Origin of the sequence: Pseudoxanthomonas suwonensis J47, assembly GCF_000513955.1 — a bacterium.
Classification (GTDB): domain Bacteria; phylum Pseudomonadota; class Gammaproteobacteria; order Xanthomonadales; family Xanthomonadaceae; genus Pseudoxanthomonas; species Pseudoxanthomonas suwonensis_C.
In genome coordinates this window covers 59,418-85,722 of the sequence record NZ_KI911328.1, presented here as the reverse complement: position 1 = coordinate 85,722, position 26,305 = coordinate 59,418, and the positions used below count along the sequence as shown (strand labels likewise).

Sequence of the window (26,305 nt, the reverse complement as noted above, 5' to 3'; positions counted from 1 at the left end):
TGCGGGCGCCGGGTGACCCCAAACCCGCGTCTCCCCATCGAACCCCATGACCCAGCCCACCGAAACCGCCGCCGTCCCGTCCACCGACGAGAACCACCTGATCGCCGAGCGCCGCGCCAAGCTCGCTGCGCTGCGCGAGAAGGGCGTGGCCTTCCCCAACGACTTCAAGCGCGCCGACTACGCCGGCGACCTGCAGGCCGAGTTCGCCGACGCGGAGCAGTGGACCGGCGAGGCGCTGGAAGCGCTGCCGCGCACCGTCGCGCTGGCCGGCCGGCTGATGGCCAAGCGGGTGATGGGCAAGGCCAGCTTCGCCCAGGTCATGGACGAGTCCGGCCGCATCCAGCTGTTCCTGCAGGCCAACACCCTCGGCGAGGCCTACGAGGCGTTCAAGTCGTTCGACGTCGGCGACATCGTCGCGGTCGAGGGCGGGCTGACCCGCACCCGCACCGGCGAACTCTCGGTCAAGGCCAGCTCGCTGCGCCTGCTGGTCAAGTCGCTGCGCCCGCTGCCGGACAAGTGGCACGGCCTGAGCGACGTCGAGCAGCGCTACCGCCAGCGCTACGTCGACCTGATCGTGACGCCGGAGGCGCGCGAGGTCTTCGTCAAGCGCAGCAGGATCATCCGCGCGATCCGCTCCTGGCTCGACGACCGCCGCTTCCTGGAAGTGGAAACGCCGATGATGCACTACATCCCCGGCGGCGCTACGGCCAAGCCGTTCGTGACCCACCACAACGCGCTGGACCTGCAGCTGTACCTGCGCGTGGCGCCGGAGCTGTACCTCAAGCGCCTGGTCGTCGGCGGCCTGGAACGCGTCTACGAGATCAACCGCAACTTCCGCAACGAGGGCGTGTCCACCCGGCACAACCCCGAGTTCACGATGCTGGAGCTGTACGAGGCCTACGCCACCTACCACGAGGTCATGGACCTGACCGAGAACGTGATCCGCGATACCGCGCGCAGCGTGCTCGGCACCACCGAGGTGGAGTGGGAAGGGCAGAAGATCGACCTGGGCCCGGCGTTCCGCCGCTGGCGCATGGACGAGGCAGTGCGCCACCACAACCCGGAGATCAGCGCGGCCGACTGCACCGACCGCGAGGCGCTGCTGCGCCACTGCGAGCGGCTGAAGATCAAGGTCAAGCCGTCGTGGGGCTGGGGCAAGCTGCTGCTGGAGATCTTCGAGGCCACGGTCGAGCACACCCTGGTCCAGCCGACCTTCATCACCGACCACCCGGTGGAGGTCTCGCCGCTGGCGCGCGCCTCCGACACCGAGCCGGGCTACACCGACCGCTTCGAGCTGTTCATCAACGGCAAGGAGATCGCCAACGGCTTCTCCGAGCTCAATGATCCGGAAGACCAGGCGGCGCGCTTCCAGGCCCAGGTGGCGGCGAAGGAGGGCGGCGACGACGAGGCCATGCACTTCGATGCCGACTATATCCGTGCGCTCGAGTACGGAATGGCCCCGACCGGCGGCCTGGGCATCGGCATCGACCGCCTGGTGATGCTGCTGACCGGCAGCACCTCGATCCGCGACGTGCTGCTGTTCCCGTACATGCGCCCCGAGCACGCCGGCTGAGCCGGCGGCCCGGGGACGGCAGGCCAGGGGGCGAGGCGCCTTCCGGCGGGCTTGAACCGTTCATGCGGTAACCGTGCCTGGGGAGCTTCCCGGGCACTTCTGGCACGCTTCCTGCGTCCTTTTCCGTGACGGCCGCACCGGCCGGCGCCCCCGCGCCGGCGGTCGCTGCCCGGGAGAGGCCGGAATGGCTGTGAGATCGGGCGCCAACGCGGTAATCTGCGATCCCGACAAGGGGTTCAACGGGGCGGAGCGGGCATTGGATATCGTCATCGTCGACGATCAGGCATCGGCGCGCACGATGCTGCGGCACATCATCGAGGACATCACGTCGGAGCTCGCCGTGCATGATTTCGGCGATGCCCGCCAGGCGCTTGCCTGGTGCGACGACAACCCGATCGACCTGCTGCTGCTCGACTACCGCATGCCGGGGATGGACGGCCTGGAGTTCGCCCGCCGCTTCCGCCGCCTGCCCAAGCACCGCGACATCCCGATCATCCTGATCACCGTGGTCGGCGACGAGCCCGTCCGCCAGGCCGCGCTGGAATCGGGCGTGATCGATTTCCTGGTCAAGCCGGTGCGACCGCGCGAACTGCGCGCGCGCTGCCACAACCTGCTGCAGCTGCGCCAGCAGTCGGAAACCGTCAAGCAGCGCGCGCTGTCGCTGGAGCAGCGCCTGCTGTCGAGCATGCACGAGGTCGAGGAACGCGAGCGCGAGACGCTGTCGCGCCTGGCCCGCGCGATCGAGTTCCGCGATTCGGGCACCAGCGCCTACCTGGAACGCATGTCGCGCGTGGCCGGCCTGGTCGCCGAGGGCATGGGCCTGCCGGAGGACGACGTCCGCACCATCGAGATGGCCGCGCCCCTGCACGACATGGGCAAGATCGCCATCCCCGACGCGGTGCTGATGAAGCCTGGCAAGCTCGACGAGGAAGAAATGGCGATCATGCGCCGCCATCCGCGCATCGGCCACGAGCTGCTGTCCGGCAGCCAGAACCGCTTCATCCAGGTCGGCGCGATGATCGCCCTGCGCCACCACGAGCGCTACGACGGCAGCGGCTATCCGGACGGCCTGGCCGGCGAGGCGATCCCGCTGGAGGCGCGCATCGTCGCGGTGGCCGACGTGTTCGACGCGCTGATCTCGCCGCGCCCGTACAAGGAGGCGTGGACCATCGACGCCGCGCTGGCCTACCTCTACGCCCAGCGCGGGCGCCTGTTCGACCCCGAATGCGTGGATGCGCTGCTGCGCGGCCGCGACCGCCTGCAGCAGATCTGCGAGCAGTACTCCACCGCCTCGGCGCGGCCGGGGGGACTGGCCAATGTCTGAGATCCTGGCCTGGTTCCGCGGGCGGCTGTCCAACCGGCCCGACAGCGAACACGGCCAGGCGCTGGTCCGCATCGTGCTGATCAGCCTCATCTTCTCCTACGTGCTGCTGCCGTCCTCGCGCAGCGGCCTGGGCCCGGAGCAGTTCCGCGACGTGGTCCTGATCGTCGGCTCCGGCCTGGTGCTGAGCCTGGTGATCTTCAGCGCGCTGCTGGCGCGGCCGGGCCGCTCGGACCTGCGCCGCGTGGCCGGCATGTTCGCCGACTACGGGCTGATGGCCGCGTGCATGATCCGCATGGGCGAGCCGATCGCCTGGATGTACGTGGTGATCATGTGGGTCACCGTCGGCAACGGCCTGCGCTACGGCAACCGCTACCTGGTCGGGGCGGTGGGCATGGCCCTGGCCTGCTTCGGCAGCGTGCTGGTGTTCAACGAGTTCTGGCACCGCATCCTCGGCCTGGGCATCGGCCTGCTGTGCGGCCTGGCGGCGGTGCCGCTGTACCTGTCCAGCCTGCTGCGGCAGCTGACCCGCGCCACCGAGGAGGCGCGCCGCGCCAGCGAGGCCAAGAGCCGCTTCCTGGCCAACATGAGCCACGAGTTCCGCACCCCGCTCAACGGCCTGGCCGGCATGTCCGAGGTGCTGGCCACCACCCGCCTGGACGACGAGCAGCGCGAATGCGTGCGCACCATCCAGGCCTCGACCCGCACGCTGATGGCGCTGGTCGAGGACGTGCTCGACATCTCCGCGATCGAGGCCGGCAAGCTCAAGCTCAATCCCGAGGATTTCTCGCCGCGCGAGCTGCTGGCCAGCATCGGCCTGATCCTGCATCCGCAGGCCCGCGCCAAGAAGCTCGACTACCTGGTGGTGATCGCCGACGCGGTGCCGCAGCGGGTGCGCGGCGACGCCGGCCACCTGCGCCAGGTGCTGCTGAACCTGGTCGGCAACGCGGTGAAATTCACCGACCAGGGCCGGGTGCGCGTGGACGTCACCGTGGTGCCGTCGCCGCCGGGCGACAGCCGCACGCGCCTGCGCTTCTCGGTCACCGACACCGGCATCGGCGTGCCGGCGGCGATGCGCAACCGCCTGTTCAAGGCCTTCGAGCAGGCCGACGCCAGCCTGGCGCGCCGCTACGGCGGCACCGGCCTGGGCACCACCATCGCCAAGGGCCTGGCCGAGGCGATGGGCGGGCGCATCGGCTTCGAGAGCCTGGAGGAGCGCGGCAGCCTGTTCTGGGTCGAGATCCCGTTCGAGCCGCCGGCCGAGCGCCCGGCGCAGCCGGCCGCGCCGATGGTCGCCGAGGTCGAGGGCGAGACCGCGTTGCGCGATGCCGGCGGGAATGTCATCGCCTTCGCCGATCCGTTCCTGCGCCACCGCGCCCGCGTGCGCAGCATGCACCTGCTGATCGCGGACGACTACGAGGCCAACCGCATGGTCCTGCAGCGCCTGCTGCAGAAGGCCGGCCACCGGGTGACCTCGGTGGAGGGCGGCGAGGAGGTGCTCGACGCGATGGCCGCCGGCGAGTTCGACGCGGCGATCGTCGACCTGCACATGCCCGGCGTCAGCGGCCTGGACCTGCTCAAGCAGTTGCGGGTGATGCAGGCCGGCGGCGGCCCGCGCACGCCGGTGATCGTGCTCAGCGCCGACGTCACCCCCGAATCGATCCAGCGCTGCGAACAGGCCGGCGCCTACGCCTTCCTGGCCAAGCCGGTCGCCGCCACGCGGCTGCTGGAAATCCTGTCCGACGTCGCCGCCCAGCGCGGCCGCCGCAGCGCCGTGCCGGTGCCGCGGCCGGCGGGGGAGGCGGCCGACGGCGTGCTCGACACCTCGGTGCTCGACGAGCTGGCGCAGATGGGCATGGGCGAGGCCTTCGAGCGCGAGTTCATCGCCCACTGCCTGGCCGACGCTGATGGCTGCATCGGCGCGATGACCCACGCCGCCGAGGCGGCGGACTGGGCGCGCCTGCGCGACCATGCCCATGCGATCAAGGGCGTGGCGGCCAACCTCGGCCTGGTGCGGGTGGCGGCGCAGGGCAGCGAACTGATGCGCCTGGCCGACTGGCAGATCCGCAACGAATGGCGGCAGCGCATCGCCATGCTCAACGCCGCGCTGACCCAGGGCCGCGACGCGCTGGCCGCGCGCGAACGTGCGCGCGGGACGGTCCGCGACGGCGGCGGCGAACCGGGCTGAGCGCCAGGCGGCGTTTCCGCCGCTTCGAATCCTTCCGCACGCGCAAAACAAAGGCCCGGCATCCAGCCGGGCCCGATCCCCCTACGGGCGGGGCGGCTACGGGGCCGCCGGTCCGATCAGGCGGCTTCCGAAGCGGACCTCCGGGTCTGCGCACGCACGATGCGCTCCATGGTCTTCAGCGACTTGTCGCCCAGCGCCAGGGCGGTATCCACCCACACCTCGGTGATGCCCATCAGCTCGTCGTAGCTGACCGGCTGGCCGATGCGGCGGACCTGGTTCATGGCCAGGTAGGAGTGCGGGATGCGCTGCTGCTGGCGGATCATCTCCTGCACGGCCGACTCGCCCTGGCCCTTTGGCACCAGCACGTCGACCACGCCCATCCGGTACATCTCCTCGCTGCTGTAGACCTCGCCGCCGAGGATCATCTTCTCGGCCTGGCGCGGGCTGACGCGCTTGCAAAGGAAGGAGTAGGCGCCCATGCCCGGGAACAGCCCGAACAGCACCTCCGGCAGGCCCATGCCGACGCCTTCCTCGGCGACGATGGTGTGGCAGGCCAGGGCCATTTCCAGGCCGCCGCCGAGCGCGTCGCCCTGGACCAGGGCGATGGTGTGCACGTCGCCGCCCAGGCCGGTGTGCAGGTGGTGGACGCCGTCGATGCAGCGGCGCGCGTAGCCGAGCAGGCGCTCGCGGTCGCCGGCGCGGATCAGCTGGGCGAACAGGTCCAGGTCGCCGCCGAGGTTGAACGCCGAAGCGTCGGAGGCGAGCACCAGGTGGCGCAGGCGGCCCTGGTTGCGCTGCGCCTCGCGCAGGGTGATGGAGGCCATGTAGCCCCAGATGTCGTCGATGACCTCGGAGCGGCAACAGGGGCGCGTACCCGGGCCTGCGTCGGCGTGCATGTACAGCCAGTGCGCGCTGCCGTCCGCGGGGACCTGCACGCGGATGGTCGGGAAGGTGTGGGTGCGCTGCAGTTTCTCGATATTGCTCATGGCGTCTTCTCCGGGGGCTTCGGGCCTGCCGAGGGAATCGCGGCAGGCGTGATTGCTGCCGGGCCATGCTACACCTGAACCGAAAGTTAAACCGTTCTGGCCGCCGGGGGCGGGATCCTGCGTGGCAGGAGGGGAAAGACGGGCCTCCAGACGCCCGCGGAAGACGCACGCGGGGCGTGGGTTTGGGGGTGCGGGGGACTGGAGGGCAGGGCGGCGGCGCGTGGCCGCCGCCCGCCGGGACGTCAGTGCGCGGCGGCCTGGGTGGCCGGCGCCGGGTCGCGCAGTTCCTTGCGCAGGATCTTGCCGACGTTGCTCTTCGGCAGCTCGGTGCGGAACTCGATGTGGCGCGGCTGCTTGTAGCCGGTCAGCGCCTCGCGGCAGTAGGCCTTGATCTGTTCGGCGGTGAGCGACGGGTCCTTCTTCACCACGAACAGCTTCACCGCCTCGCCCGAACGCTCGTCCGGCACGCCGACCGCGGCCACTTCCAGCACGCCCGGCATCGCCGCGACCACGTCCTCGATCTCGTTCGGGTACACGTTGAAGCCCGAGACCAGGATCATGTCCTTCTTGCGGTCGACGATGTAGACGAAGCCCTTCTCGTCGATGCGCGCCATGTCGCCGGTGTGGAGCCAGCCGTCGGCGTCGATCACCTTGGCCGTCTCTTCCGGACGCTGCCAGTAGCCCTTCATCACCTGCGGGCCCTTGACGCACAGCTCGCCGACCTCGCCCTGCGGCACTTCCTTGCCGTCGTCGTCCTTGATGCACACGTCGGTGGACGGGATCGGCAGGCCGATCGAGCCGTTGAATTCCTTCAGGTCCAGCGGATTGATGCACACCGCCGGCGAAGTCTCGGTCAGGCCGTAGGCCTCGACCAGGGTCACGCCGGTGACCTTCTTCCAGCGCTCGGCCACCGCGCGCTGCACGGCCATGCCGCCGCCCAGGGTGATCTTGAGCTTCGAGAAATCCACCTCGTCGAAGCCCGGCGTGTTGAGCAGGCCATTGAACAGGGTGTTGACGCCGGTGATCGCGGTGAAGCCGGAGGTCTTCAGCTCCTTGACGAAGTTCGGCATGTCGCGCGGGTTGGTGATCAGGTGGTTGAGGCCACCGAGCTCCATGAACACCAGGCCGTTCGCCGTCAGCGCGAAGATGTGGTACAGCGGCAGCGCGGTGATGATCACTTCCTTGCCGCGCTCGAGCTTGTTGGCGCCCAGCCAGGCCGAAGCCTGCTGCATGTTCGCCACCAGGTTGCGGTGGGTCAGCATCGCGCCCTTGGCCACGCCGGTGGTGCCGCCGGTGTACTGCAGGAAGGCGATGTCGCCCGGGTCGATGTCGACCTGCGGCAGCGGGTGGCGCTTGCCGGCCGCCAGCGCGTCCTTGAAGCGCACGGCGCCGGGGATGTCGTACTCCGGCACCATCTTCTTCACGTACTTCAGCACGAAGTTGACGATGGGGCCCTTCGGGAAGCCGAGCATGTCGCCCAGGCCGGTGGTGATGACCTGCTTGAGCGGGGTCTCGGCCAGCACTTCCTGCACGGTGTGGCCGAAGTTGTCGACCACCACGATCGCCGCGGCGCCGGCGTCGACCAGCTGGTGCTTGAGCTCGCGCGCGGTGTACAGCGGGTTGACGTTGACCACGGTCAGGCCGGCGCGCAGGACGCCGAAGGTCGCGATCGGGTACTGCAGGCAGTTGGGCATCATGATCGCGACGCGATCGCCCTTCTTCAGCCCGAGCTCGCCCAGCAGGTAGGCGGCGAACTGCCTGCTCAGTTCGTCGACCTCGGCGTAGGTCATGGTCTTGCCGAGGTTGCGGTACGCGGGGCGTTCGCCGTAGCGCTTCACCGAGGACGCGAACACCGCCGGGATCGAGCGGTATTCGTCCGGATCGATCTCCGCGGGCACGCCCTGCGGATAACTCTGCAACCAAGGACGATCCGGATTCATTGCGCCTCCCTCCCGAGGTGGTGTGGCCATTTGTCAAATATAGTCAAGGCACGCTCTGGCGTGCCGGAGTGGGAGCATACCGTTCCGGATGGAAAAGGCGAAGCACATGCGGCGAAGGGGTGGGATGGCAAAGGCGGCGGTCGTGGCGGGGATGCTGGCGGTCCTGGTGGTGCTGGCGGGGTGTTCGCGCGAACCTCCGGAACAGCGTCTGCGCGAGCGGATTTCGACGATGCAGGCCGCGCTGGAGGAGCGCAACGCGTCCGCCTTCATGGACGGCGTGGCCGAGGATTTCGCCGGTCCCGGTGGCATGGATCGTGCTGCGTTGCAGCAGATAGTGCGCGCGCAAGTGCTGGCCAATGCAAGCATCGGGGTGACTCTCGGCCCGGCCGAGGTGGAACTGCAGGGCCAGCGCGCGACCGTGCGCTTCAGTGCCCTGGCCACCGGCGGCAACCGCTTCCTGCCCGAGCGCGCGCAGGCCTGGGAGGTCACCTCGGCCTGGCGCGACGGGGACGACGGGTGGCGCCTGTACTACGCCGATTGGAAGCCGAGGGGCGGCCAATAAAGAGCCCAGGCGCGGCGCGCGCCGGGGCAGTCGGGGAACGCGGTGCCTCCCTGCCGGGCCGTCCCGGCAGGGGGCGGTCAGGCCGCCTCGCGCGAGGCCAGCTGGCGCAGCACGTACTGCAGCAGGCCGCCGTGGCGGAAGTACTCCACTTCCTTCGGGGTCAGCAGCAGCACGTGGACCTCGAACTCCACCGTGCGGCCATCGGCCTTGCGCGCGGTGACCTTCGCGGTCTTGCTGGCGCCGTCCTGCAGGCCGGCGATGTCGAAGGTCTCGGTGCCGTCCAGGCCCAGCGACTGCGCGTTCTGGCCGGCCTGGAACTGCAGCGGCAGCACGCCCATGCCGACCAGGTTGGAGCGGTGGATGCGCTCGAAGCTCTCGGCGATCACCGCCTTGACGCCCAGCAGGTTGGTGCCCTTGGCCGCCCAGTCGCGCGAGGAGCCGGTGCCGTATTCCTTGCCGGCGATCACCAGCAGCGGGGTGCCGCTGGCCTTGTACTTCATCGCCGCGTCGTAGATCGACATCTTCTCCGGCGGGTTGGAACCGAAGTACAGGGTGTTCCCGCCTTCCTCGCCGCCGAAGAACAGGTTCTTGATGCGGATGTTGGCGAAGGTGCCGCGGACCATCACGTCGTCGTTGCCGCGGCGGCTGCCGTAGCTGTTGAAGTCCGCCGGCTGCACGCCGCGCGACTGCAGGAAGCGCCCGGCCGGCGAGTCCTCCTTGATGTTGCCGGCCGGCGAGATGTGGTCGGTGGTGATCGAGTCGCCGAACAGGCCGAGCACGCGCGCGCCGTGGATGTCGCCGATCGAGCCGACCTCCATGGTCATGCCTTCGAAGTAGGGCGGGTTCTTGATGTAGGTGGAGGCGTCGTCCCAGGCGTACAGGTCGCCATCGGGCGAGTCGATCGTGTTCCAGCGGTTGTCGCCCTTGAACACGTCGGCGTAGTTCTGCTTGAACATCTCCGGGCCGATGGTCGAGGCGATGACGTCGCCGATCTCCCTGCTCGAAGGCCAGATGTCGCGCAGGTAGACCGGCTGGCCGTCGCTGCCGGTGCCCAGCGGCTCGGTGGTCAGGTCGATGTCGGTGGTGCCGGCCAGGGCATAGGCCACCACCAGCGGCGGGCTGGCCAGGTAGTTCATCTTGACCTCGGGGTGCACGCGACCCTCGAAGTTGCGGTTGCCCGACAGCACCGAGGTCACGACGAGGTCGCCGGCGGCGATGCCGGCGCTGACTTCCTGCGGCAGCGGACCGGAGTTGCCGATGCAGGTGGTGCAGCCATAGCCGACGATGTAGAAGCCGACCTTCTCCAGTTCCTTCAGCAGGCCGGCCTTTTCCAGGTAGTCGGTGACCACGCGCGAACCCGGGGCCAGCGAGGTCTTCACCCAGGGCTGGCGGTTGAGCCCGCGCGCGGCGGCGTTGCGCGCGAGCAGGCCGGCGGCGACCATCACCGCCGGGTTGGAAGTGTTGGTGCAGGAGGTGATCGCGGCGATCACCACCGCGCCGTCGCGCAGCTTGACCTGCTGGCCGTCGATCTCGACATGGGCCACGCCCTTGTGCAGGGCCTCGTTGCCGACCGCGGCGGTGCCGCCCTCGGCGATGAAGTCGGCCACTTCCGGGCTGCGCTTGTCGCGGGTGGCGGTCAGCAGGGCCACGTTCTCGCGGTAGTTCCGCTTCATCTCGCCGAGCAGGACGCGGTCCTGCGGGCGCTTGGGGCCGGCCAGCGACGGCTTCACGTCGCCCATGTCCAGGTGCAGGGTGGAGCTGTACTGGGCGTGCGGGCTGTTGGGCTCGTGCCACAGGCCCTGGGCGCGGGCGTAGGCCTCGACCAGGGCGATCTGTTCCTCGCTGCGGCCGGACAGGCGCAGGTAGTTCAGCGACTCCGCGTCGATCGGGAAGATGCCGCAGGTGGCGCCGTACTCCGGGGCCATGTTGCCGATGGTGGCGCGGTCGGCCAGCGGCAGGTGCTGCAGGCCGTCGCCGTAGAACTCGACGAACTTGCCGACCACCCCGTGCTTGCGCAGCATCTGGGTCACGGTCAGCACCAGGTCGGTGGCGGTGGAGCCTTCCGGCAGCCTGCCGGTGAGCTCGAAGCCGACCACCTGCGGGATCAGCATCGACGAGGGCTGGCCGAGCATCGCCGCCTCCGCCTCGATGCCGCCCACGCCCCAGCCGAGCACGCCGATGCCGTTGATCATCGTGGTGTGCGAGTCGGTGCCGAACACGGTGTCCGGGTAGGCCCAGGTCTCGCCGTCCCCGCTCCCGTCGGAAGCGGGGGAGGTCATCACCACCCGCGCCAGGTGCTCCAGGTTCACCTGGTGGACGATGCCGGTGTTCGGCGGCACCACGCGGAAGCCGTCGAAGGCCTTCTGGCCCCAGCGCAGGAACGCGTAGCGCTCGCGGTTGCGCTCGAACTCGATGCGCCCGTTGAGGTCCAGCGCGTCGGCCTTGCCGAACACGTCGACCTGGATGGAGTGGTCGATGACCAGCTCCGAGGGAATCAGCGGGTTGATCTGGCTGGCCTTGCCGCCGAGCTTGACCACGGCGTCGCGCATCGCGGCCAGGTCGACCACGCAGGGCACGCCGGTGAAGTCCTGCAGGACCACGCGCGCCGGCATGAAGGCGATCTCGGTATCGGGCTCGGCCTTGGGATCCCACTTGGCGACCGCCTCGATGTGCGCGGGCAGGACGGTCACCCCGTCCTCGTGCCGGAGCAGGTTCTCCAGCAGGATCTTCATTGAATAGGGCAGACGGGACAGGTCGAACCGCTTCCCGAGGGTGGGCAGGCTGGCGTAGGTGAACGACCTGCCGCCGACGTCCAGGCGGCTGCGGGTGGCGAAGGAATCGCGCATGGCGGGCTCCTCTGGCTGGCGCCGCCAGTCCCGGCGGCGGAAAGGGCAATCGTCGATTGTCGCTGCCATTCAATAACAGGACCGTCACGGCCGGCAATGGCGCCGGTGGTCGCGGGGCAGGGCCATTCTGGCCCGGAATGCCCCATGCAGGTTTGAGTATGCATGGAAAAGTATGTATTATTTCGCCATACCATCTACCCGGGAGGCGCCCCATGGAAGCCACCGTTGCCGAGCGCGGCCAGATCACCCTGCCCAAGGCGGTGCGTGACGCGCTGGGCCTGACCAAGGGCACCCTGCTCAAGGTCGAGCTGGAGGGCAGCCGGATCGTCCTGCGCAAGAGCGTGGACGACGCCATTTCCCGCGCCCGCGGCAAGTTCGCCCTCGACGGCTTCGAGTCCGCCGAGGATGCCGTACGCAGCCTTCGTAACGAAGGCGAGGCATGATCGCGGTCGATTCCCCGGTCCTGATCGAGCTGCTCAGCGATGGCCCCCGCGCCGACGCGGTCGAGGCCTGCCTGCGCCAGGCGCTGGTCGGCGGCCGCGTGGTCGTGAGCGGCACCACCCTTGCCGAGCTGTGCGCCGCGCTGCGCGGCGGCGCCGAAGTCCAGGAAGCGCTGGAGGAGATGGGCATCCATTTCAGCCCGCTCGAGGCCAAGTCCGCCCTGCGCGCCGGCGAGATGCTGCGCCGGCACCGCCAGCGCGGCGGTGCCGGCCACCGCATCGGCGAGTTCATGGTCGGCGCCCACGCCATGCTCCAGTGCGACGGCCTGGTCACCTGGAACGACGCCTTTTACCGCGACTACTTCAAGGGCCTGAAGCTGATCGTGCCGCAAGCCTGAGCCCGAAGAATCCTTTACCTGTTCCGTTCCCCGGAGTTGTCCATGTTGGAAGCCTACCGCCACCACGTCGCCGAGCGCGCCGCCCTCGGCATCCCGCCGCTGCCGCTGAGCGCGCAGCAGACCGCCGAGGTCATCGAGCTGCTGAAGAACCCGCCGGCCGGCGAAGAGCAGTTCCTGGTCGACCTGCTCACCCACCGCGTTCCCGCCGGCGTCGACGACGCCGCCAAGGTCAAGGCCTCCTACCTGGCCGCGCTGGCCTTCGGCAGCGAGAAGAACCCGCTGATCAGCCGCGCCCGCGCCACCGAGCTGCTGGGCACCATGCTCGGCGGCTACAACGTCTCGCCGCTGATCGAGCTGCTGGACGACGCCGAGGTCGGCGCCATCGCCGCCGAAGGCCTGAAGCACACCCTGCTGGTGTTCGACCAGTTCCACGACGTGGAAGAGAAGGCCAAGGCCGGCAATCCCAACGCCAAGGCCGTGCTGCAGAGCTGGGCCGACGCCGAGTGGTTCACCAGCAAGCCGGAAGTGCCGGAGAGCCTGACCATCACCGTGTTCAAGGTGCCGGGCGAGACCAACACCGACGACCTGTCGCCGGCCCCGGACGCCACCACCCGCCCGGACATCCCGATGCACGCCCTGGCGATGCTGAAGAACAAGCGCGGCGACGCGCCGTTCGTGCCGGAGGAAGACGGCAAGCGCGGCCCGATCGGCGAGATCCTCAAGCTCAAGGAGAAGGGCCACCTGGTCGCCTACGTCGGCGACGTGGTCGGCACCGGCTCCTCGCGCAAGTCGGCGACCAACTCGGTGCTGTGGTGGACCGGCGACGACATCCCGTACATCCCGAACAAGCGCGCCGGCGGCGTCTGCCTGGGCGGCAAGATCGCCCCGATCTTCTACAACACCATGGAAGACGCCGGCGCCCTGCCGATCGAGCTGGACGTGTCGAAGATGGAGCACGGCGACGTCGTCGAGCTGCAGCCGTACGCGGGCAAGGCGATCAAGAACGGCGAAGTCATCGCCGAGTTCAAGGTCAAGTCCGACGTGCTGTTCGACGAGGTGCGCGCCGGCGGCCGCATCCCGCTGATCATCGGCCGCGGCCTGACCGCCAAGGCGCGCGAGTCGCTGGGCCTGCCGGCCTCGACCCTGTTCCGCCTGCCGCAGCAGCCGGCCGACACCGGCAAGGGCTATTCGCTGGCGCAGAAGATGGTCGGTCGCGCCTGCGGCCTGCCGGAAGGCAAGGGCGTGCGCCCGGGCACCTACTGCGAGCCGAAGATGACCTCGGTCGGTTCCCAGGACACCACCGGCCCGATGACCCGCGACGAGCTGAAGGACCTGGCCTGCCTGGGCTTCTCGGCCGACCTGGTGATGCAGTCGTTCTGCCACACCGCGGCCTATCCGAAGCCGGTCGACGTCAAGACCCACCACACACTGCCGGAGTTCATCTCCACCCGCGGCGGCGTCTCGCTGCGCCCGGGCGACGGCGTGATCCACAGCTGGCTCAACCGCATGCTGCTGCCCGACACCGTCGGCACCGGCGGTGACTCGCACACCCGTTTCCCGGTGGGCATCTCGTTCCCGGCCGGTTCGGGCCTGGTCGCCTTCGCCGCCGCCACCGGCGTGATGCCGCTGGACATGCCGGAGTCGGTGCTGGTGCGCTTCAAGGGCCAGATGCAGCCGGGCGTGACCCTGCGTGACCTGGTCAATGCGATCCCGTACTACGCCATCAAGCAGGGCCTGCTGACCGTCGCCAAGCAGGGCAAGAAGAACATCTTCTCCGGCCGCATCCTCGAGATCGAAGGCCTGCCGGACCTGAAGGTGGAGCAGGCGTTCGAGCTGTCCGACGCCTCGGCCGAGCGTTCGGCCGCCGGCTGCACCGTGCGCCTGAACAAGGAGCCGATCATCGAGTACCTCAACAGCAACATTACGCTGCTGAAGTGGATGATCGCCGAGGGCTACCAGGACGCCCGTTCGCTGGCCCGCCGGATCAAGAAGATGGAAGAGTGGCTGGCCAACCCGCAGCTGCTCGAGCCCGATGCCGACGCCGAGTACGCCGCGGTCATCGAGATCGACCTGGCCGAGGTGCACGAGCCGCTGCTGGCCTGCCCGAACGACCCGGACGACGTGAAGACCCTGTCCGACGTGGCCGGTACGAAGATCGACGAGGTCTTCATCGGTTCGTGCATGACCAACATCGGCCACTTCCGTGCCGCGGCCAAGCTGCTGGAAGGCAAGCGCGACATCCCGACCCGCCTGTGGGTCGCGCCGCCGACCAAGATGGACGCCTCGGAGCTGACCAAGGAAGGCCACTACGGCACCTTCGGCACCGCCGGCGCGCGCATGGAAATGCCGGGCTGCTCGCTGTGCATGGGCAACCAGGCCCAGGTCCGCGAAGGCGCCACGGTGTTCTCCACCTCGACCCGCAACTTCCCGAACCGCCTGGGCCGCAACTCCAACGTGTTCCTGGGTTCGGCCGAGCTGGCGGCGATCTGCTCGCGCCTGGGCAAGATCCCGACCAAGGAGGAGTACATGGCGGACATCGGCGTGATCAACGAGAAGGGCGCGGAGATCTACCGCTACATGAACTTCGACCAGATCGAGGAATACCGCGAGACGGCGGCGAGCGTGGCGGCCTGACCGTCCCGTCCGAAGCAGCAGGCGAAGCCCGGCGCCGTGCCGGGCTTCGTCTTTCCGGGCTCAGATCCGCAGCATCCCGACCAGGTTTTGCAGCCACTCGCCCAGGTTCGGGGTGAGGGTGGCGGCGAGCATCAGCAGCAGGAGCAGGAGCTTGGTGCCGAGGATCCGCAGCACGTCCAGCAGCGAGACGTGGTGCGCGTCCTTCGTGAACATCTGGCCGATGAGCGGGGCGCGCTCCAGCGAGATCGACAGCCAGGCGCTGACCGCGAAGGCCAGCGTCATCAGCCCCAGCGCCACCGCGCTCTGCTCCCATTCCAGCGCGAACGGGAACACCTCCTGCATCGCCAGCAGCACTACCGGTGCGGCGAACGCGGCCCACAGGCAGCTGCGCACGCAGGTCAGGCCGAACTTCAGCTCGGCCACGGTCTGCGCGCGCCAGCGCGGCAGGCGCGCGCGCGGATCGGGCAGGGCGGTAGTGGCCTGCAGTTCGGTCGGATCGACCCCCGGCCAGCGGTCGTCGCAGCGGTCCAGCACCAGCCAGTCCTTGTCCTGGAACACCGCCGCCAGCGGCGAACGCGGCGAGGTGCCCAGCCAGTGCGGGTTCGGCCATTCCGGCGGCAGCGCGCCGTCGGGCAGCGCCTCGACCACGTGGTCGCGCAGGTCGCGGCCCAGCCGCACCAGCCGTCCGTTCTGCAGCAGCGCCTGCGACAGGAAGAACACGCCCATGCCCAGCATCGCCAGCGCCAGCAGGCCGGGCATGCGCGCGCCGTCGACCGCGTCGGGCAGGCGGCTGCCCCAGTAGGCCAGCGGCGGGATCACCGCGGCGACGGCCAGCAGCAGCGAGCTGAGCGCGTAGCGTCGTCCCAGGTAACGGCCGGCATCGAACCCGGCCGGCGCGCGGCGCAGGTGGATCGCGCAGCGCCGGTTCCAGGCGCGCAGGCGGGTCGCCACCAGCACCGCGAACCACAGGTACAGGGCGAGCATCGCCCACAGGGTGGCGCGGTCGCGGCCGTGGATCAGGTCCAGCGCGCCACGCATCGCGCCACGGAACTGTTCGATCAGCAGCAGGTGGCCCCAGCGCAACGCGAACAGCAGCAGCGCGGCCATCGCCAGCACGCCCAGCAGGGCGCAGGCCAGCGCCGGGGCGCGGTGCGGCTGGTTCGCCGGCGCCTCGTCGCGTGCATGCACGTCGCCATAGGCGTGCGGACGCAGCATGCGGTCCAGGCTCCAGCCGGTCTCGCGCAGCGCATAGCGCAGCGGCGGCAGGATGCTGCGCCCGGGGCGCGAGGACAGCAGCAGCCAGAGGCTGGAAAACAGCGCCAGCGCCGCGGCGGCGACCAGGGCGGGCAGGACCAGGTTCAGCGCCAGCACGCGGAAGTCGGCGGCGATCAGGGTGCTGCGCGGCGATGCGCGCGGAACGGTGCCCGCGTCAGCGCCGGGCCCGGCGCCGTCCGCCATGCCCCGCACATAGCTCTCCGGATCGATACCCTGCAGGCCGGCGAGGGTGACCACGCTCAGGGGCGAACGCGGTCGGCGTGGATCCGGCGGGGCCACCGCATCGGCGGCGACGCGTTCTCCTGGTGGCGCCAGCAGCAGCTCCTGGCTGGCGCGGAACAGGTTGGCGGCGTAGTCGGTGGGGAAGGCGAAGATGCGGCGGCTGCCGGGCACGGCCTCCCGGCCGTCGCGGTCGCGCAGGCGGCATTCGCTGCGCTGGCGGCGGCCGCCTTCGACCACGTCCAGGTAGCAGGCCTGCATGCGCCCGTTGGCGACCATCAGCGTGCCGCGGTTGGCGCGCCGGTATTCGGGATGGGTGAGCAGGTGGTCGCCTTCCAGCGCGACCGGGATCGTGCCCGGGATCGCGCGCCGCACCACCGCCAGCATGAACAGCCGGTCGCGCACGTCGGTGGCCACCACCATCACCGCGCGCGGGCGCACGTACACGCCCAGCGCGTCCATCAGCTGCTGCAGGCTCAGTTCGTCCGAGCGCGTGCTCAGCTGTGGCTGGTACACCGGCGGCAGGTCCAGGCTGGTGCCGGCGTCGCGCATGTCCAGCTCCAGGAAGCGGCGCGGTACCAGTTCGGGATTGCGCGCGTTCTCGCGATCCAGGCTGGCGTGCTCGGCGCGGATCGTGGAGATGTTCTGCGGGAACTGCAGGTAGGTCGGCTGCGGCCGTTCCGCGCAGGCCGGCACCGGCGCGCCCATCGCCTCCGCGGCGGCGCGTTCGCCGGCCAGCTGCGTCTCTCGCTGCCCTGGCCGAAGGCCGATTCCTCCGAGAGCACGACCACATCGCCGGGGCAGATGCCGTGCACCGCCTCCAGGTAGGCGAACAGGTGCGCCATCTGCTGCACCTGGTCCCACTGGGCGAAGGTGCGGTAGCGCAACGAATGGCGGCCTTCCTTGTCGTCCCAGGCGATGTGGCGGTTGCTGGCCACCGTGGCCGAGGGGCTCATCAGGTCCAGGTGCAGGCCGGCTTGGCGGGCGGTCGCGGCGATCGACGACAGCGAACCGGAGAAGCTGGGGCCGAGCACGGCGATGCGGGTGGTTGCCGCGAGCGTCGCTGGCGGCCGCGGCGCCAGGCAGTCGCGCCCACCGTCGTCGCGGCCGGGACGGTCGCCGCCGGCCTCCAGCGCCAGCGCCTGGCGCATTGCGCGGCAGAACGCCAGCGCCTGCACGCCGAAGGTCGGCGATTCGCCGACCAGGTAGAGCACGAAGTACTGCGTGTGCGGGCCGAGGTTGCCCGGCGTGCGCCAGGCATCGCGGCGGAACACCAGCACCCCGGGGGTGGAGCGGTATGGGCGCCCGGCGTCCTCGCCTGCCTTCGTGCCCGGCACCGGCCACGGCATGGCATGGCATGGCCCTGCAGCACGTATCCGCCGAACTGGAAGCTGCGCACCAGGGTCGCCACCTCGATGTCGAAGGAGCGTCCCATCCGCGATTCGACCGGATCGGGCAGGGTGGCCACGGCCGCGCGCCATGTCGCTCCTGGAGTGGCGACGCCGGACAGCGGGTCGAACACGTCGCGCACCGACGCCGAATCGACCAGAACACCCTTGCCCGGGACTGCGGGATCGACGATGACGGTTTCCGCCGCTGCCTCGTCCTCGACGGTTGCAGGTGCAGTGTCCGGTTGCGCACGCGCGCCGGCGCCCGCCACCGCCAGCACGAGCGCCAGCAGGACCGCGAGGGCGGTCGTCGTTTCCAGGCCGGCACCGCCGCCGTGCCGGCGGACCGGCGCGTTGCTGCCTTCCACGTTGCCACCTCCTCCGGGAGGGGCCGGGCGGGGCCTCCGCTCAGGCCTTGTGGATCAGGTCGAACACCAGCCGCTGCAGCGCCCTGTCGTCGTCGAGGCTGCCATGGGTGGTGGCCTCGGTGCGGCGGGTGGCGCTGCCGTCCAGCGTGGTCGCGCTGGGCAGGCGGGCGATGTCCGAATGCGGGCTGGGCACGGCGATTGTCTGCGCGCCCCAGGGCAGGGTGGCGCGCGCCGGCACCAGGTCGCGCTCCAGGCCGAGGATCGGGGTTTCCTTCTTGTCCTCGAACGAGCGCGAGACCAGGTACAGCAGCGAGTGGCCGTAGGGCTTGCAGGTGGGATCGGCGCGCTCGGCCGCGTCGGTCAGGTGCGCGACCAGCAGCTTGGTGCCGGTCTTGAGGATGGCCCTGCCGAGGGTGCGGTCGAACTCGTCCACCCGCACCGCCGGCGCGATCAGGCTCACTGAGCGCAGGTCGAAGCCGGCGGCGATCGCGGCTGTGCCCAGGTGCGAATGCAGGATGCCGCCGGCCGAATGCCCGACCAGGTGCAGGCGGATCTTCGGCAGGCCGTACTCCTTGCCCCTGGCCTTGTACAGGTCGAACAGCATGCGCACGCCGGAGGCCGGGTTGCTGCTGATCTTCGCCGCGTTCTCCTTCATCTCGTTCCACAGCGGGCGGCCAAGCGGGCGGGCGATGGCTTCCACACGCTGGTTCCACCATTCCTTCCACGCGTCCTTGACCCGGTCCCAGCCGCCGGCCGCGCGCGCCTGCTCCGGCGCGATGCGGTCCTCGATCAGGTTGCCGATGGTCTTGATCGCGCCGGTCTCCCACATCAGGAACACCGGGAAGATCCTCTCGTCGTACAGCCGCGGCACCCACAGGCGCGCCGAGACCGCGGCCGCTTCCTCGTCGTTGAGGCCGCCGTGCGCGTAGATCGCCACGTCCACCGCCTGGTTGGCGCGCACGCCCCACTTGCGGCAGGCCTCCTTGAGATGGATCCGCAGCAGCGCGTCGACGTCCGATTCCTGGGTGCGGAACTGGCCGCGCTGGCTCAGCCGGCCGTTGTTCTCCATGTTGATGATGAACGGGCTCAGCTCGTGCGCGGCGAGGATCGGGTTGCTCGACACCACGCCCTTGCCGGAGGCATCGGTGCGCAGCGAGGTCGCGTCGGCGATGGCCTCGTGCTCGGCGGTGACCACGCCCAGCTGCGCGACCCAGCAGTCCATCGCGTTCTCCAGCCAGTCGTTGTAGCGCAGCACGGCCAGGCCGCCCTTGCCCCAGGCGGGTCCCCAGGAGTTGTGCACGATGAAGCCGTCGCGGGTGTAGCCGACGATGGCGAAGGCGTGGCCGGCGTCGGGATTGCCGGTCATGCGCCGGATCACCGGCAGGTCGTCGGGATCTTCCGGGCGCGGCACCGCCTCGTCGCCCAGCAGTTCCTCCCAGCCGCCGTGGGTGAAGGCACTGGCGAAGAGCGCGCCGACCTGGTCGATGGCCACGTGCATGTCGCGCAGGGAGCGCGGGTCGATGCGGTAGTAGGCGCCGAGCGGACGCTTGATCGCATCGGTCCACCAGTCCTCGCCGGCCTGCGCCTTCGGCTTGGGCATGTCGCTCTTCGGCCACAGCCGGGCGCTGCTGGCGCCGTGCCGCAGCCAGCCCTTGAGCGCGCCGCGCAGCGACGAACCGGTGTCGGCTTCGGGGCCGCCGTCGTCGTTCTCGGCCCACTCGTCGTAGCGGCGCGCCATGCTGTAGAGCATGTGCGGGGAGATCGGTTCGACGTGGCGGCCGGCGCGCACCAGCAGGTATTCGATCACCACGGCCAGCGCATAGCCGGTGCAGGCGCTGGTCATGCCCTGGTCGAGCACGGGACGCACGTCGTGCGGATAGCGCACGTCGGCCGGGGCCGAGGCGACGCTGGGCTGGAACTCCCAGTCGCGCAGGTCGACCGCGTCGGGACGGACGTTGAAGACGCGGCTGGTGCGCTTGCGCGGCGTGCCGGTGGCGGTGAGCTCCAGCATCTCCAGCGGCGCCAGCTCCGGGCGACCCGGCGCGACCAGCGCGCGCGGCGAGGGCGCGCCGGCGGCCCGGCGACGGCCGCGCGCGGGCGCGGTCGCGGCGTGGCGCGCGTACGCCGCGGCCATCTTCTCGTCGTAGCGGTTCTGGCGGTAGCCGGGGCCGTTGTAGAGGCTGGCGAACTTCGCCCAGTCCCTGCGGCGCAACGGCTGGATCAGCGGCGAACCCGGGCGTGCGAGCAGGTTGGCGAAGGCCTCCAGCTGGCAGTCCGCGCCGGAGGCGTTGGCCTCGACGAAGCGGCCGACGCTGTCGAAGCCGCACAGCGCGTAGTTGAAGCCCATGATCTGGAACGCGCCCCAGCTGGCCGACTGCATCGCCGCTTCCGGGTCCAGCGCGGCGGCCCGGTCCAGTCGCTTCCACTCGCCGGCCAGCGAACCGGAGTACTGCTTCCGGTCCCACTTCGGATAGCTGATGTTCGGATGCGTGGCGCTGTAGCGACCCGCGGTGAGGCGGTGGAAGACGTGGCCCTCGAACAGGATCTTCGGGCGCCGGTCGGGTGCGGCGAGGAAACCTGAACCGCTGGACTCGACCTCGGCGATCGCCTTCAGCGCGGCCAGCTCCACCTGCAGCCTGGCCGCCAGCTGCTTCCACATCGCCTCGCTGACCGTACGCGTGAGATCGGTGTCCATGCGGCGCTCCACTCCCTTGGGTGACAACGGGGACAACGCAGGCGGGCCATGGCGCAGGCCATGGCCGCGGGATCAGGTCAGTGCATGTAGGCGGACAGTTCGCGCGGCAGGCGGATGTCGACCAGGCGCCAGCGCAGGCCCTGGCGCTCGAGCACGAACACGGTTTCGCCGCCGTCGGCGTGGTGGACGGTGGCGCTGAACCGCGAAAGCGATTCGTAGCGGTGGCTGGCCTCGCGCAGCGGGCGCGCCGGTTCCGGCGTGGCCTGCAGGCCGCTGCCGCGGGTGTCGCCGCTGGCGCGCTTCCACACCGCATGCCCCTGCAGCAGCGCGCCGATGCCGGCGGGGGTGACCAGGGTTTCGACCGCGGCGCGGCTCACGCCACCGGCGGCCGCCAGCGCCAGCATGCCCAGCGGATGGCTGGCCACGTCCTCGCCGGCTTCGCGGACCAGCCGGTCCTCGAGCTGCGCCTGCAGGCTGGCGCGCAGCCGCGGGAAGTCGACGTGGCGCTCCAGCGCGGCGGTGTCGCGCGCGGCGATGGCCTGTTCGATGCCGCGCACCGCCAGCCAAGGGCCGGCGGCCAGCCAGCCGGCCAGGAGCAGCAGCACCAGCGCCGCCAGGCCGACGATCCAGCGCCACGGGGAAGGGCGTGAAGCGGCGGCGGGGCGCGGTTCCATGGTCAGAACTCCAGGTCCAGTGCGGCGCAGAGATAATCGACGAACGGGCCCAGCGCGGCCAGGTCGGCCTCGATGGTCCTGCGCAGCCGCGGCCCGGTCATCAGCGCATCGTCCAGCGGCCGCCAGAATACCCAGTTGCGGTGCTTGAGGTCGTCGATGAACTCGAAGTCGGCCGGGAAGCCGCGCGGTGCCCGCGCCAGCACCTCGCTGTCGTCCAGGTCGAAGCCGCGGCGCAGCTTCGGGTCGTGGGCGACGCGCTTCCAGGTGGACGGGTTGTCGAGAATGAACTGGCGCACCTTGCGCTGGGTGTCCGGCTCCGGATGCCACAGCCCGGCGCCGACGAAACTCTCGCCCGGCTGCAGGTGGATGTAGAACGACGGCGCCGGGACTTCGCGGCGGCGTTCGTGGAACAGGCGCGCCCCCTGCCAGCTCTTGTACGGCGACTTGTCGTTGGAGAAGCGGGCGTCGCGGTAGATGCGGAACAGCGAGCCGCCGACGGTGCGCGGGTCGGCGCGGAAGTGCGGGCTGACCGTCGCCAGCGCCGGCTGCAGGTCGGTGATCAGGCGCAGGAACGGCTGGCGCACGTGCACCTCGTAGTCGGCGCGGTGGGCCTCGAACCAGGCCTTTTCGTTGTGGCGGGCGAGCCCGCGCAGGAACCTGAAACTGGCGTCGCTGAAATAGCTGGTCATAGCGTGTCTTGCAGTTCGCGGCCCCATTGCTCGAGCTGGTCCAGCAGGACCAGGCGGCCGCCGTTGCCGGCGTGCACGCCGCGCAGGGTGGCGATTTCCTCGAAGAAGCTGACGAAGGTGTATTCGGACAGGCCGCTGTCCTGCTGCAGGCGGTAGCGCCGGTAGTCGTCCCAGCGCTCGCGTTCGGCGGGGGCGAGGGTCTGCGGCCAGTTGCGCGCGCGGTAGCGGAACAGCAGCTCCGGCAGGCGCGGGTCGCGGAAGTCGAACGTGCGCGTGCCCAGCTCGGCCGGGGCAGTGGCACGCACCTGGCTGCACAGGCGCCTGTCGCCGTCGCCGCAGAAGCCGGCGTACAGCGAACCGTCGACGTCGCCGCTGTCGCGCTCGCGGCTGGCGGCGAACACCTGGCGGGCCTTCTCGGCCAGTTCCGCAGCATGCGCGCGCAGGCGTCCGGCGCGGGCGAGCAGGATGTCCGGGTCCAGTCCCAGCCGCTGGAAATCGGCGGCGCGCAGGTGCGCCCACGGCACCAGCATCGGCGAGCGGTTGAGGTGCACTTCCTTCAGCGGCACGCGGGCCACGCCTTCGGGCAGGTCGGCGGCCGGGGTGTAGAGACGGTCGGCGATACCGGCCGCGTCCTGCTCCAGCAGCGCGTCGACGTCGCCATCCAGGTCGAACACGATCACCCGGTTGGAGATCGAGGGGTGCACCGCCAGCGGCAGCACCACCGCCGCGCACATGCGCGCGGCCGGATAGCGCTGCGACACGTGCAGCACCGGCTGCATCGAGAACGGGTCCAGCAGGCCGGCGGCGTGGCGCTTGTCGCGCAGGCGCAGCGCGTAGTCCCACAGCCGCGGCTGCGCCTGGCGCAGCTTCCGCGCCAGGCCGATGGTGGCGTACACGTCCGACAGCGCCTCGTGGGCGTCGCCCTCGCGCACGTCGTTGGCCAGGGCCAGGTGCTCGAGCTTGAACGAGGTGGCGTCATCCTCGCGCTTCGGCCACTCGATCCCTTCCGGTCGCAGGGCATGGGCCAGGCGCAGCACGTCGAGCAGGTCCCAGCGCGAGTTGCCGTTGCGCCACTCGCGCTCGTACGGATCGAAGAAGTTGCGGAACAGGGTGTGGCGGACGAACTCGTCGTCGAAGCGCAGCGAGTTGTAGCCCAGCGTGCAGGTGCCCGGGCGCGCCATCTCCTCGACGATGCGCGCGGCCGCCTCGGCCTCCGGCAGGCCTTCGCGCAGCGCCTGCTGCGGGCTGATGCCGGTGATCATGGTCGCGGCGGGGGAGGGCAGCAGGTCCCCGGCCGGCTGCACGAAGAGACTGACCGGCTCCTCGACCTGGCGCAGGTCCGCATCGGTGCGCACCGCCGCGAACTGGGCGATGCGGCTGCGCCGCGGGTCGGCGCCGAAGGTTTCCAGGTCGTAGAACAGGAAGCTGTTGCTCATCCGCGCATCCTCATGCCGCATCCTGCAGCACCGGCAGGGCCTCGTGCACCTGCCGGTCCAGCGCCGCCCAGTCCAGTCCGGACAGATCGCTGCGACCGGCGGTGGCCTGCTCGAGGATGCGACGCTGGACCGTGCTGCGTTCCAGCGCCACCGCGTACGGGATGCGCATGAAGGTGACCATGGTGTAGTGGGGCACGAAGCGCGCCGGGTGGCGTTCCTGCAGCGCCCGCTCGAGTTCGCGCTGGAGCAGGAAGTCCGGGTCGTCGACGCGGTCGCGCATCTCGATGTAGTTCTCCAGGGCCATGGCCTGGATGGCGCGGGCGTTGGGCTTGCGCTCGGCCTCGAAGGCGGCGAACGCGGTGGCCAGGTCGCCGGCGTCGCGCTCCATGGCCTCGGCCAGGGCGACGCAGTCCTCGAAGGCGCAGTTCATGCCCTGGCCGTGGAACGGCACCATCGCGTGGGCGGCATCGCCCAGCAGCACCGCGCGGTTGCCCAGGTGCCAGCGGTCCAGGTACAGCGTGCCGAGCAGGCCGGGCGGATGGTGCTCCCAGTCGCGTTCCAGGTCGGGGATCAGAGGCAGCGCGTCGGGGAAGTCGCGCTCGAACAGGGCGCGCACCTCCGCGCCGCCGCGCACGCTGGCGAAGCTGGGTTCGTCGCTGCCGGGCTCGCCGTGGTTGGGCAGGAACAGGGTGACGGTGAAGGTGCGCTCGTCGTTGGGCAGGGCGATGCACATGTAGCGCCCGCGCGGCCAGATGTGCAGCGCGTGCGGCTCGATCATGAAGCCGCCATCCGGCGCCGGCGGGATGGTCAGTTCCTTGTAGGAATGGTCGAGGAACTCGGTGCGCTCGCCGAAGCCGGCCTTGCGCACCATCTCCGCGCGCAGCGCCGAACCGGCGCCATCGCTGCCGACCAGGGTCTCGAAGCGGATGTCGTGCGGCTGGTCGTCGCGGTCGTCGATCAGGCGCGCGTAGCCGGCGTCGAAATCCACCGTATGCAGGCGGCGGTGGAAATGGATCCGCGCGCCGGCGCGCTCGGCCGCCTCCAGCAGGGTGATGTTGAGGTCGGCGCGGTGCACCGACCAGATCACTTCGGAGTCGTCGCGGCCGTAACGCTGCAGCTGCAGCGAACCGTCCAGGCCGTGGATCATGCGCCCGCGCATCATCACCGCCTGGCGTATCACCTCGTCCTCGACGCCGGCGGCGCGCAGGGCGTGGCGGCCGCGTTCGGCCAGGGCCAGGTTGATCGAGCGTCCGGACTCGTAGCCCTTGATCCGCGGGTCGCCGCGGCGTTCGTACACGTCCACTTCCCAGCCGCGCCGCGACAGCAGGATCGCCAGCAGCGAGCCGGCCAGGCCGGCACCGACCAGGGTCAGGTGCCGGCGGCCGCCGGTATCGGGTTCAGAAGCCACGCCAGTGCTCCACTTCCTCGACGAAGCGCAGCACGTCGGAATAGCGGTTGTAGAGCGGCACCGGGCTGATCCGGATCACGTCCGGTTCGCGCCAGTCGCCGAGGATGCCGGTGTCGCGCAGGTATTCGAACAGCTCGCGCCCACGCTCGCGCCCGCCGGCCACGCGCAGCGACAGCTGGCAGCCGCGGCGTTCCTTTTCGGCCGGGGTGACGATTTCCAGCACGTCGCCCAGACGCTGGCGCACGAGGCTGTCGAGGAAGCCGGTCAGCTTCTCCGACTTGGCGCGCAGCGCGGCCATGCCGCCGGCGCGGTCGAACAGCTCCAGCGAGGCGCGCAGCGGCGCCATCGCCAGCACCGGCGGGTTGGACATCTGCCAGCCTTCGGCGCCGGCGGCCGGCACGAACTGCGGCGCCATGCGGAAGCGGGTCTCCGGATCGTGGCCCCACCAGCCGGCCAGCCGCGGCGTGCCGGCGTGGCCGTGGCGTTCGTGCACGAAGCAGCCGGCCACCGCGCCAGGCCCGGCGTTGACGTACTTGTAGTGGCACCACACCGCGAAGTCGGCGCCGCTGTCGTGCAGCGCCAGCGGCAGGTTGCCCACCGCGTGGGCCAGGTCGAAGCCGGCGACCGCGCCCTGCGCGTGCGCCAGGCGCGCGATCTCCACCAGGTCGAAGGCCTGGCCGGTGCGGTACTGGATGCCGGGCCACAGCACCAGCGCCAGGCGCGGGCCGTGTTCGGCGATGGCCCGTTCGATGGCCTGCATCGAGATGGTGCCGGCCGGTTCGTCCGCCTCGACCTCGACCAGCGCCTCCGCCGGATCGAAGCCGTGCAGGCGGATCTGCGATTCCACCGCGTGGCGGTCCGACGGGAACGCGCCGGCTTCGACCAGGATCACCCGCCGCTCGCGCGTGGGCCGGTAGAAGCTGGCCATCATCAGGTGCAGGTTCACCGTCAGCGTGTTCATCGCCACCACTTCGCCGGGCAGTGCGCCGACCAGCCGCGCCAGCGGCTCGCGCACCAGGCGGTGGTAGTGCATCCACGCGGTGTCGCCGCTGAAGTGGCCTTCGACCGCCTCGTTGGCCCACTTGTCCAGGACTTCCAGCACCTGCGCGCGCGCGCCGCGCGGCTGCAGGCCCAGCGAGTTGCCGACGAAGTAGGTCTGTTCGCGGTCGCGGTGTTTCGGGATCAGGAACTCGTTGCGCAATGCGCGCAGCGGATCGGCGGCGTCCAGGGCCAGGGCGTGGGTGCGGGTCTGCGGCATCGGGTCT

The 26,305-nt window shown here is 70.4% G+C and carries 17 protein-coding genes; 7 read left to right on the top strand and 10 right to left on the bottom strand.

Annotation, left to right across the window (positions count from 1 at the left end):
- Positions 1 to 46: 46 nt before the first annotated feature.
- The 3 genes from lysS to M503_RS0111755 all read left to right on the top strand — a co-directional run bounded on the left by lysS (position 47) and on the right by M503_RS0111755 (position 5,082).
- On the top strand, positions 47 to 1,573 hold the full coding sequence (gene lysS / locus M503_RS0111765; protein WP_028918835.1) for a lysine--tRNA ligase: 1,527 nt from the start codon (positions 47 to 49) through the stop codon (positions 1,571 to 1,573).
- A 184-nt stretch (positions 1,574 to 1,757) separates the two neighbouring features.
- Positions 1,758 to 2,897, top strand: a complete 1,140-nt coding sequence (locus M503_RS0111760) for an HD-GYP domain-containing protein (RefSeq protein WP_081721035.1) — start codon at positions 1,758 to 1,760, stop codon at positions 2,895 to 2,897.
- Positions 2,890 to 5,082, top strand: coding sequence for an ATP-binding protein (locus M503_RS0111755; protein ID WP_028918833.1), 2,193 nt, complete (start codon positions 2,890 to 2,892; stop codon positions 5,080 to 5,082). Before M503_RS0111760 ends, M503_RS0111755 begins: the two co-directional genes overlap by 8 nt.
- Before the next feature lie 116 nt (positions 5,083 to 5,198).
- Here the strand turns inward: M503_RS0111755 and M503_RS0111750 are convergent, their stop codons facing one another.
- Complete coding sequence (locus M503_RS0111750; RefSeq protein WP_024868830.1) at positions 5,199 to 6,068, bottom strand: crotonase/enoyl-CoA hydratase family protein; 870 nt, start codon at positions 6,066 to 6,068, stop codon at positions 5,199 to 5,201.
- 242 nt (positions 6,069 to 6,310) lie between these two features.
- Complete coding sequence (locus tag M503_RS0111745) at positions 6,311 to 8,008, bottom strand: long-chain fatty acid--CoA ligase (RefSeq protein ID WP_028918832.1); 1,698 nt, start codon at positions 8,006 to 8,008, stop codon at positions 6,311 to 6,313.
- Between the two features lie 88 nt (positions 8,009 to 8,096).
- Between M503_RS0111745 and M503_RS0111740 the strand changes: the two genes are divergently transcribed.
- A complete protein-coding gene (locus M503_RS0111740) occupies positions 8,097 to 8,570 on the top strand; it encodes a nuclear transport factor 2 family protein (protein WP_231472368.1) in 474 nt (157 codons plus the stop codon).
- 77 nt (positions 8,571 to 8,647) lie between these two features.
- On the opposite strand, the gene acnA is transcribed toward M503_RS0111740, so the two are convergent.
- The gene (gene acnA / locus M503_RS0111735) at positions 8,648 to 11,416 is read right to left on the bottom strand and encodes an aconitate hydratase AcnA (RefSeq protein ID WP_028918830.1); all 2,769 of its coding nucleotides are present in this window, start codon (positions 11,414 to 11,416) and stop codon (positions 8,648 to 8,650) included.
- 212 nt (positions 11,417 to 11,628) lie between these two features.
- On the opposite strand from acnA, the gene M503_RS0111730 reads away from it, so the two are divergent.
- From M503_RS0111730 to acnB, 3 genes are read left to right on the top strand one after another with little or no spacing between them, the layout of a single operon-like run.
- Complete coding sequence (locus M503_RS0111730) at positions 11,629 to 11,859, top strand: AbrB/MazE/SpoVT family DNA-binding domain-containing protein (RefSeq protein ID WP_024868834.1); 231 nt, start codon at positions 11,629 to 11,631, stop codon at positions 11,857 to 11,859.
- On the top strand, positions 11,856 to 12,254 hold the full coding sequence (locus tag M503_RS0111725) for a type II toxin-antitoxin system VapC family toxin (protein WP_028918829.1): 399 nt from the start codon (positions 11,856 to 11,858) through the stop codon (positions 12,252 to 12,254). Before M503_RS0111730 ends, M503_RS0111725 begins: the two co-directional genes overlap by 4 nt.
- A gap of 42 nt (positions 12,255 to 12,296) precedes the next feature.
- A complete protein-coding gene (gene acnB, locus M503_RS0111720) occupies positions 12,297 to 14,888 on the top strand; it encodes a bifunctional aconitate hydratase 2/2-methylisocitrate dehydratase (protein WP_028918828.1) in 2,592 nt (863 codons plus the stop codon).
- 60 nt (positions 14,889 to 14,948) lie between these two features.
- On the opposite strand, the gene M503_RS0111715 is transcribed toward acnB, so the two are convergent.
- The 7 genes from M503_RS0111715 to kynU form a co-directional block, all read right to left on the bottom strand.
- Positions 14,949 to 17,090, bottom strand: a complete 2,142-nt coding sequence (locus M503_RS0111715) for a hypothetical protein (protein ID WP_155952057.1) — start codon at positions 17,088 to 17,090, stop codon at positions 14,949 to 14,951.
- A 1,088-nt stretch (positions 17,091 to 18,178) separates the two neighbouring features.
- Positions 18,179 to 20,833, bottom strand: a complete 2,655-nt coding sequence (locus tag M503_RS16425; RefSeq protein WP_155952056.1) for an N-acetylmuramidase domain-containing protein — start codon at positions 20,831 to 20,833, stop codon at positions 18,179 to 18,181.
- 77 nt (positions 20,834 to 20,910) lie between these two features.
- Positions 20,911 to 21,507, bottom strand: a complete 597-nt coding sequence (locus M503_RS0111695; protein WP_051414563.1) for a DUF2939 domain-containing protein — start codon at positions 21,505 to 21,507, stop codon at positions 20,911 to 20,913.
- Positions 21,508 to 21,509: 2 nt separating this feature from the next.
- Positions 21,510 to 22,196, bottom strand: a complete 687-nt coding sequence (locus M503_RS0111690; RefSeq protein ID WP_028918824.1) for a DUF2461 domain-containing protein — start codon at positions 22,194 to 22,196, stop codon at positions 21,510 to 21,512.
- Positions 22,193 to 23,632 carry an exodeoxyribonuclease I gene (gene sbcB / locus M503_RS0111685; protein ID WP_028918823.1) on the bottom strand — a complete coding sequence of 480 codons (1,440 nt, stop codon included), beginning with the start codon at positions 23,630 to 23,632 and terminating at the stop codon, positions 22,193 to 22,195. The genes M503_RS0111690 and sbcB overlap by 4 nt, the downstream gene beginning before the upstream one ends.
- A 10-nt stretch (positions 23,633 to 23,642) precedes the next feature.
- Entirely contained in the window at positions 23,643 to 25,040 is a 1,398-nt protein-coding gene (locus M503_RS0111680; protein ID WP_037061319.1) for an FAD-dependent oxidoreductase, read from the bottom strand.
- The gene (gene kynU / locus M503_RS0111675) at positions 25,030 to 26,298 is read right to left on the bottom strand and encodes a kynureninase (RefSeq protein ID WP_028928269.1); all 1,269 of its coding nucleotides are present in this window, start codon (positions 26,296 to 26,298) and stop codon (positions 25,030 to 25,032) included. Before kynU ends, M503_RS0111680 begins: the two co-directional genes overlap by 11 nt.
- Positions 26,299 to 26,305: the final 7 nt, after the last annotated feature.

Coding starts and splice junctions, on each gene's coding strand:
- lysS (WP_028918835.1), top strand. CDS start 47: ATGACCCAGCCCACCGAAACCGCCGCCGTCCCGTCCACCGACGAGAAC.
- M503_RS0111760 (WP_081721035.1), top strand. CDS start 1,758: ATGGCTGTGAGATCGGGCGCCAACGCGGTAATCTGCGATCCCGACAAG.
- M503_RS0111755 (WP_028918833.1), top strand. CDS start 2,890: ATGTCTGAGATCCTGGCCTGGTTCCGCGGGCGGCTGTCCAACCGGCCC.
- M503_RS0111750 (WP_024868830.1), bottom strand. CDS start 6,068: ATGAGCAATATCGAGAAACTGCAGCGCACCCACACCTTCCCGACCATC.
- M503_RS0111745 (WP_028918832.1), bottom strand. CDS start 8,008: ATGAATCCGGATCGTCCTTGGTTGCAGAGTTATCCGCAGGGCGTGCCC.
- M503_RS0111740 (WP_231472368.1), top strand. CDS start 8,097: ATGGAAAAGGCGAAGCACATGCGGCGAAGGGGTGGGATGGCAAAGGCG.
- acnA (WP_028918830.1), bottom strand. CDS start 11,416: ATGCGCGATTCCTTCGCCACCCGCAGCCGCCTGGACGTCGGCGGCAGG.
- M503_RS0111730 (WP_024868834.1), top strand. CDS start 11,629: ATGGAAGCCACCGTTGCCGAGCGCGGCCAGATCACCCTGCCCAAGGCG.
- M503_RS0111725 (WP_028918829.1), top strand. CDS start 11,856: ATGATCGCGGTCGATTCCCCGGTCCTGATCGAGCTGCTCAGCGATGGC.
- acnB (WP_028918828.1), top strand. CDS start 12,297: ATGTTGGAAGCCTACCGCCACCACGTCGCCGAGCGCGCCGCCCTCGGC.
- M503_RS0111715 (WP_155952057.1), bottom strand. CDS start 17,090: ATGGGCGCGCCGGTGCCGGCCTGCGCGGAACGGCCGCAGCCGACCTAC.
- M503_RS16425 (WP_155952056.1), bottom strand. CDS start 20,833: ATGGACACCGATCTCACGCGTACGGTCAGCGAGGCGATGTGGAAGCAG.
- M503_RS0111695 (WP_051414563.1), bottom strand. CDS start 21,507: ATGGAACCGCGCCCCGCCGCCGCTTCACGCCCTTCCCCGTGGCGCTGG.
- M503_RS0111690 (WP_028918824.1), bottom strand. CDS start 22,196: ATGACCAGCTATTTCAGCGACGCCAGTTTCAGGTTCCTGCGCGGGCTC.
- sbcB (WP_028918823.1), bottom strand. CDS start 23,632: ATGAGCAACAGCTTCCTGTTCTACGACCTGGAAACCTTCGGCGCCGAC.
- kynU (WP_028928269.1), bottom strand. CDS start 26,298: ATGCCGCAGACCCGCACCCACGCCCTGGCCCTGGACGCCGCCGATCCG.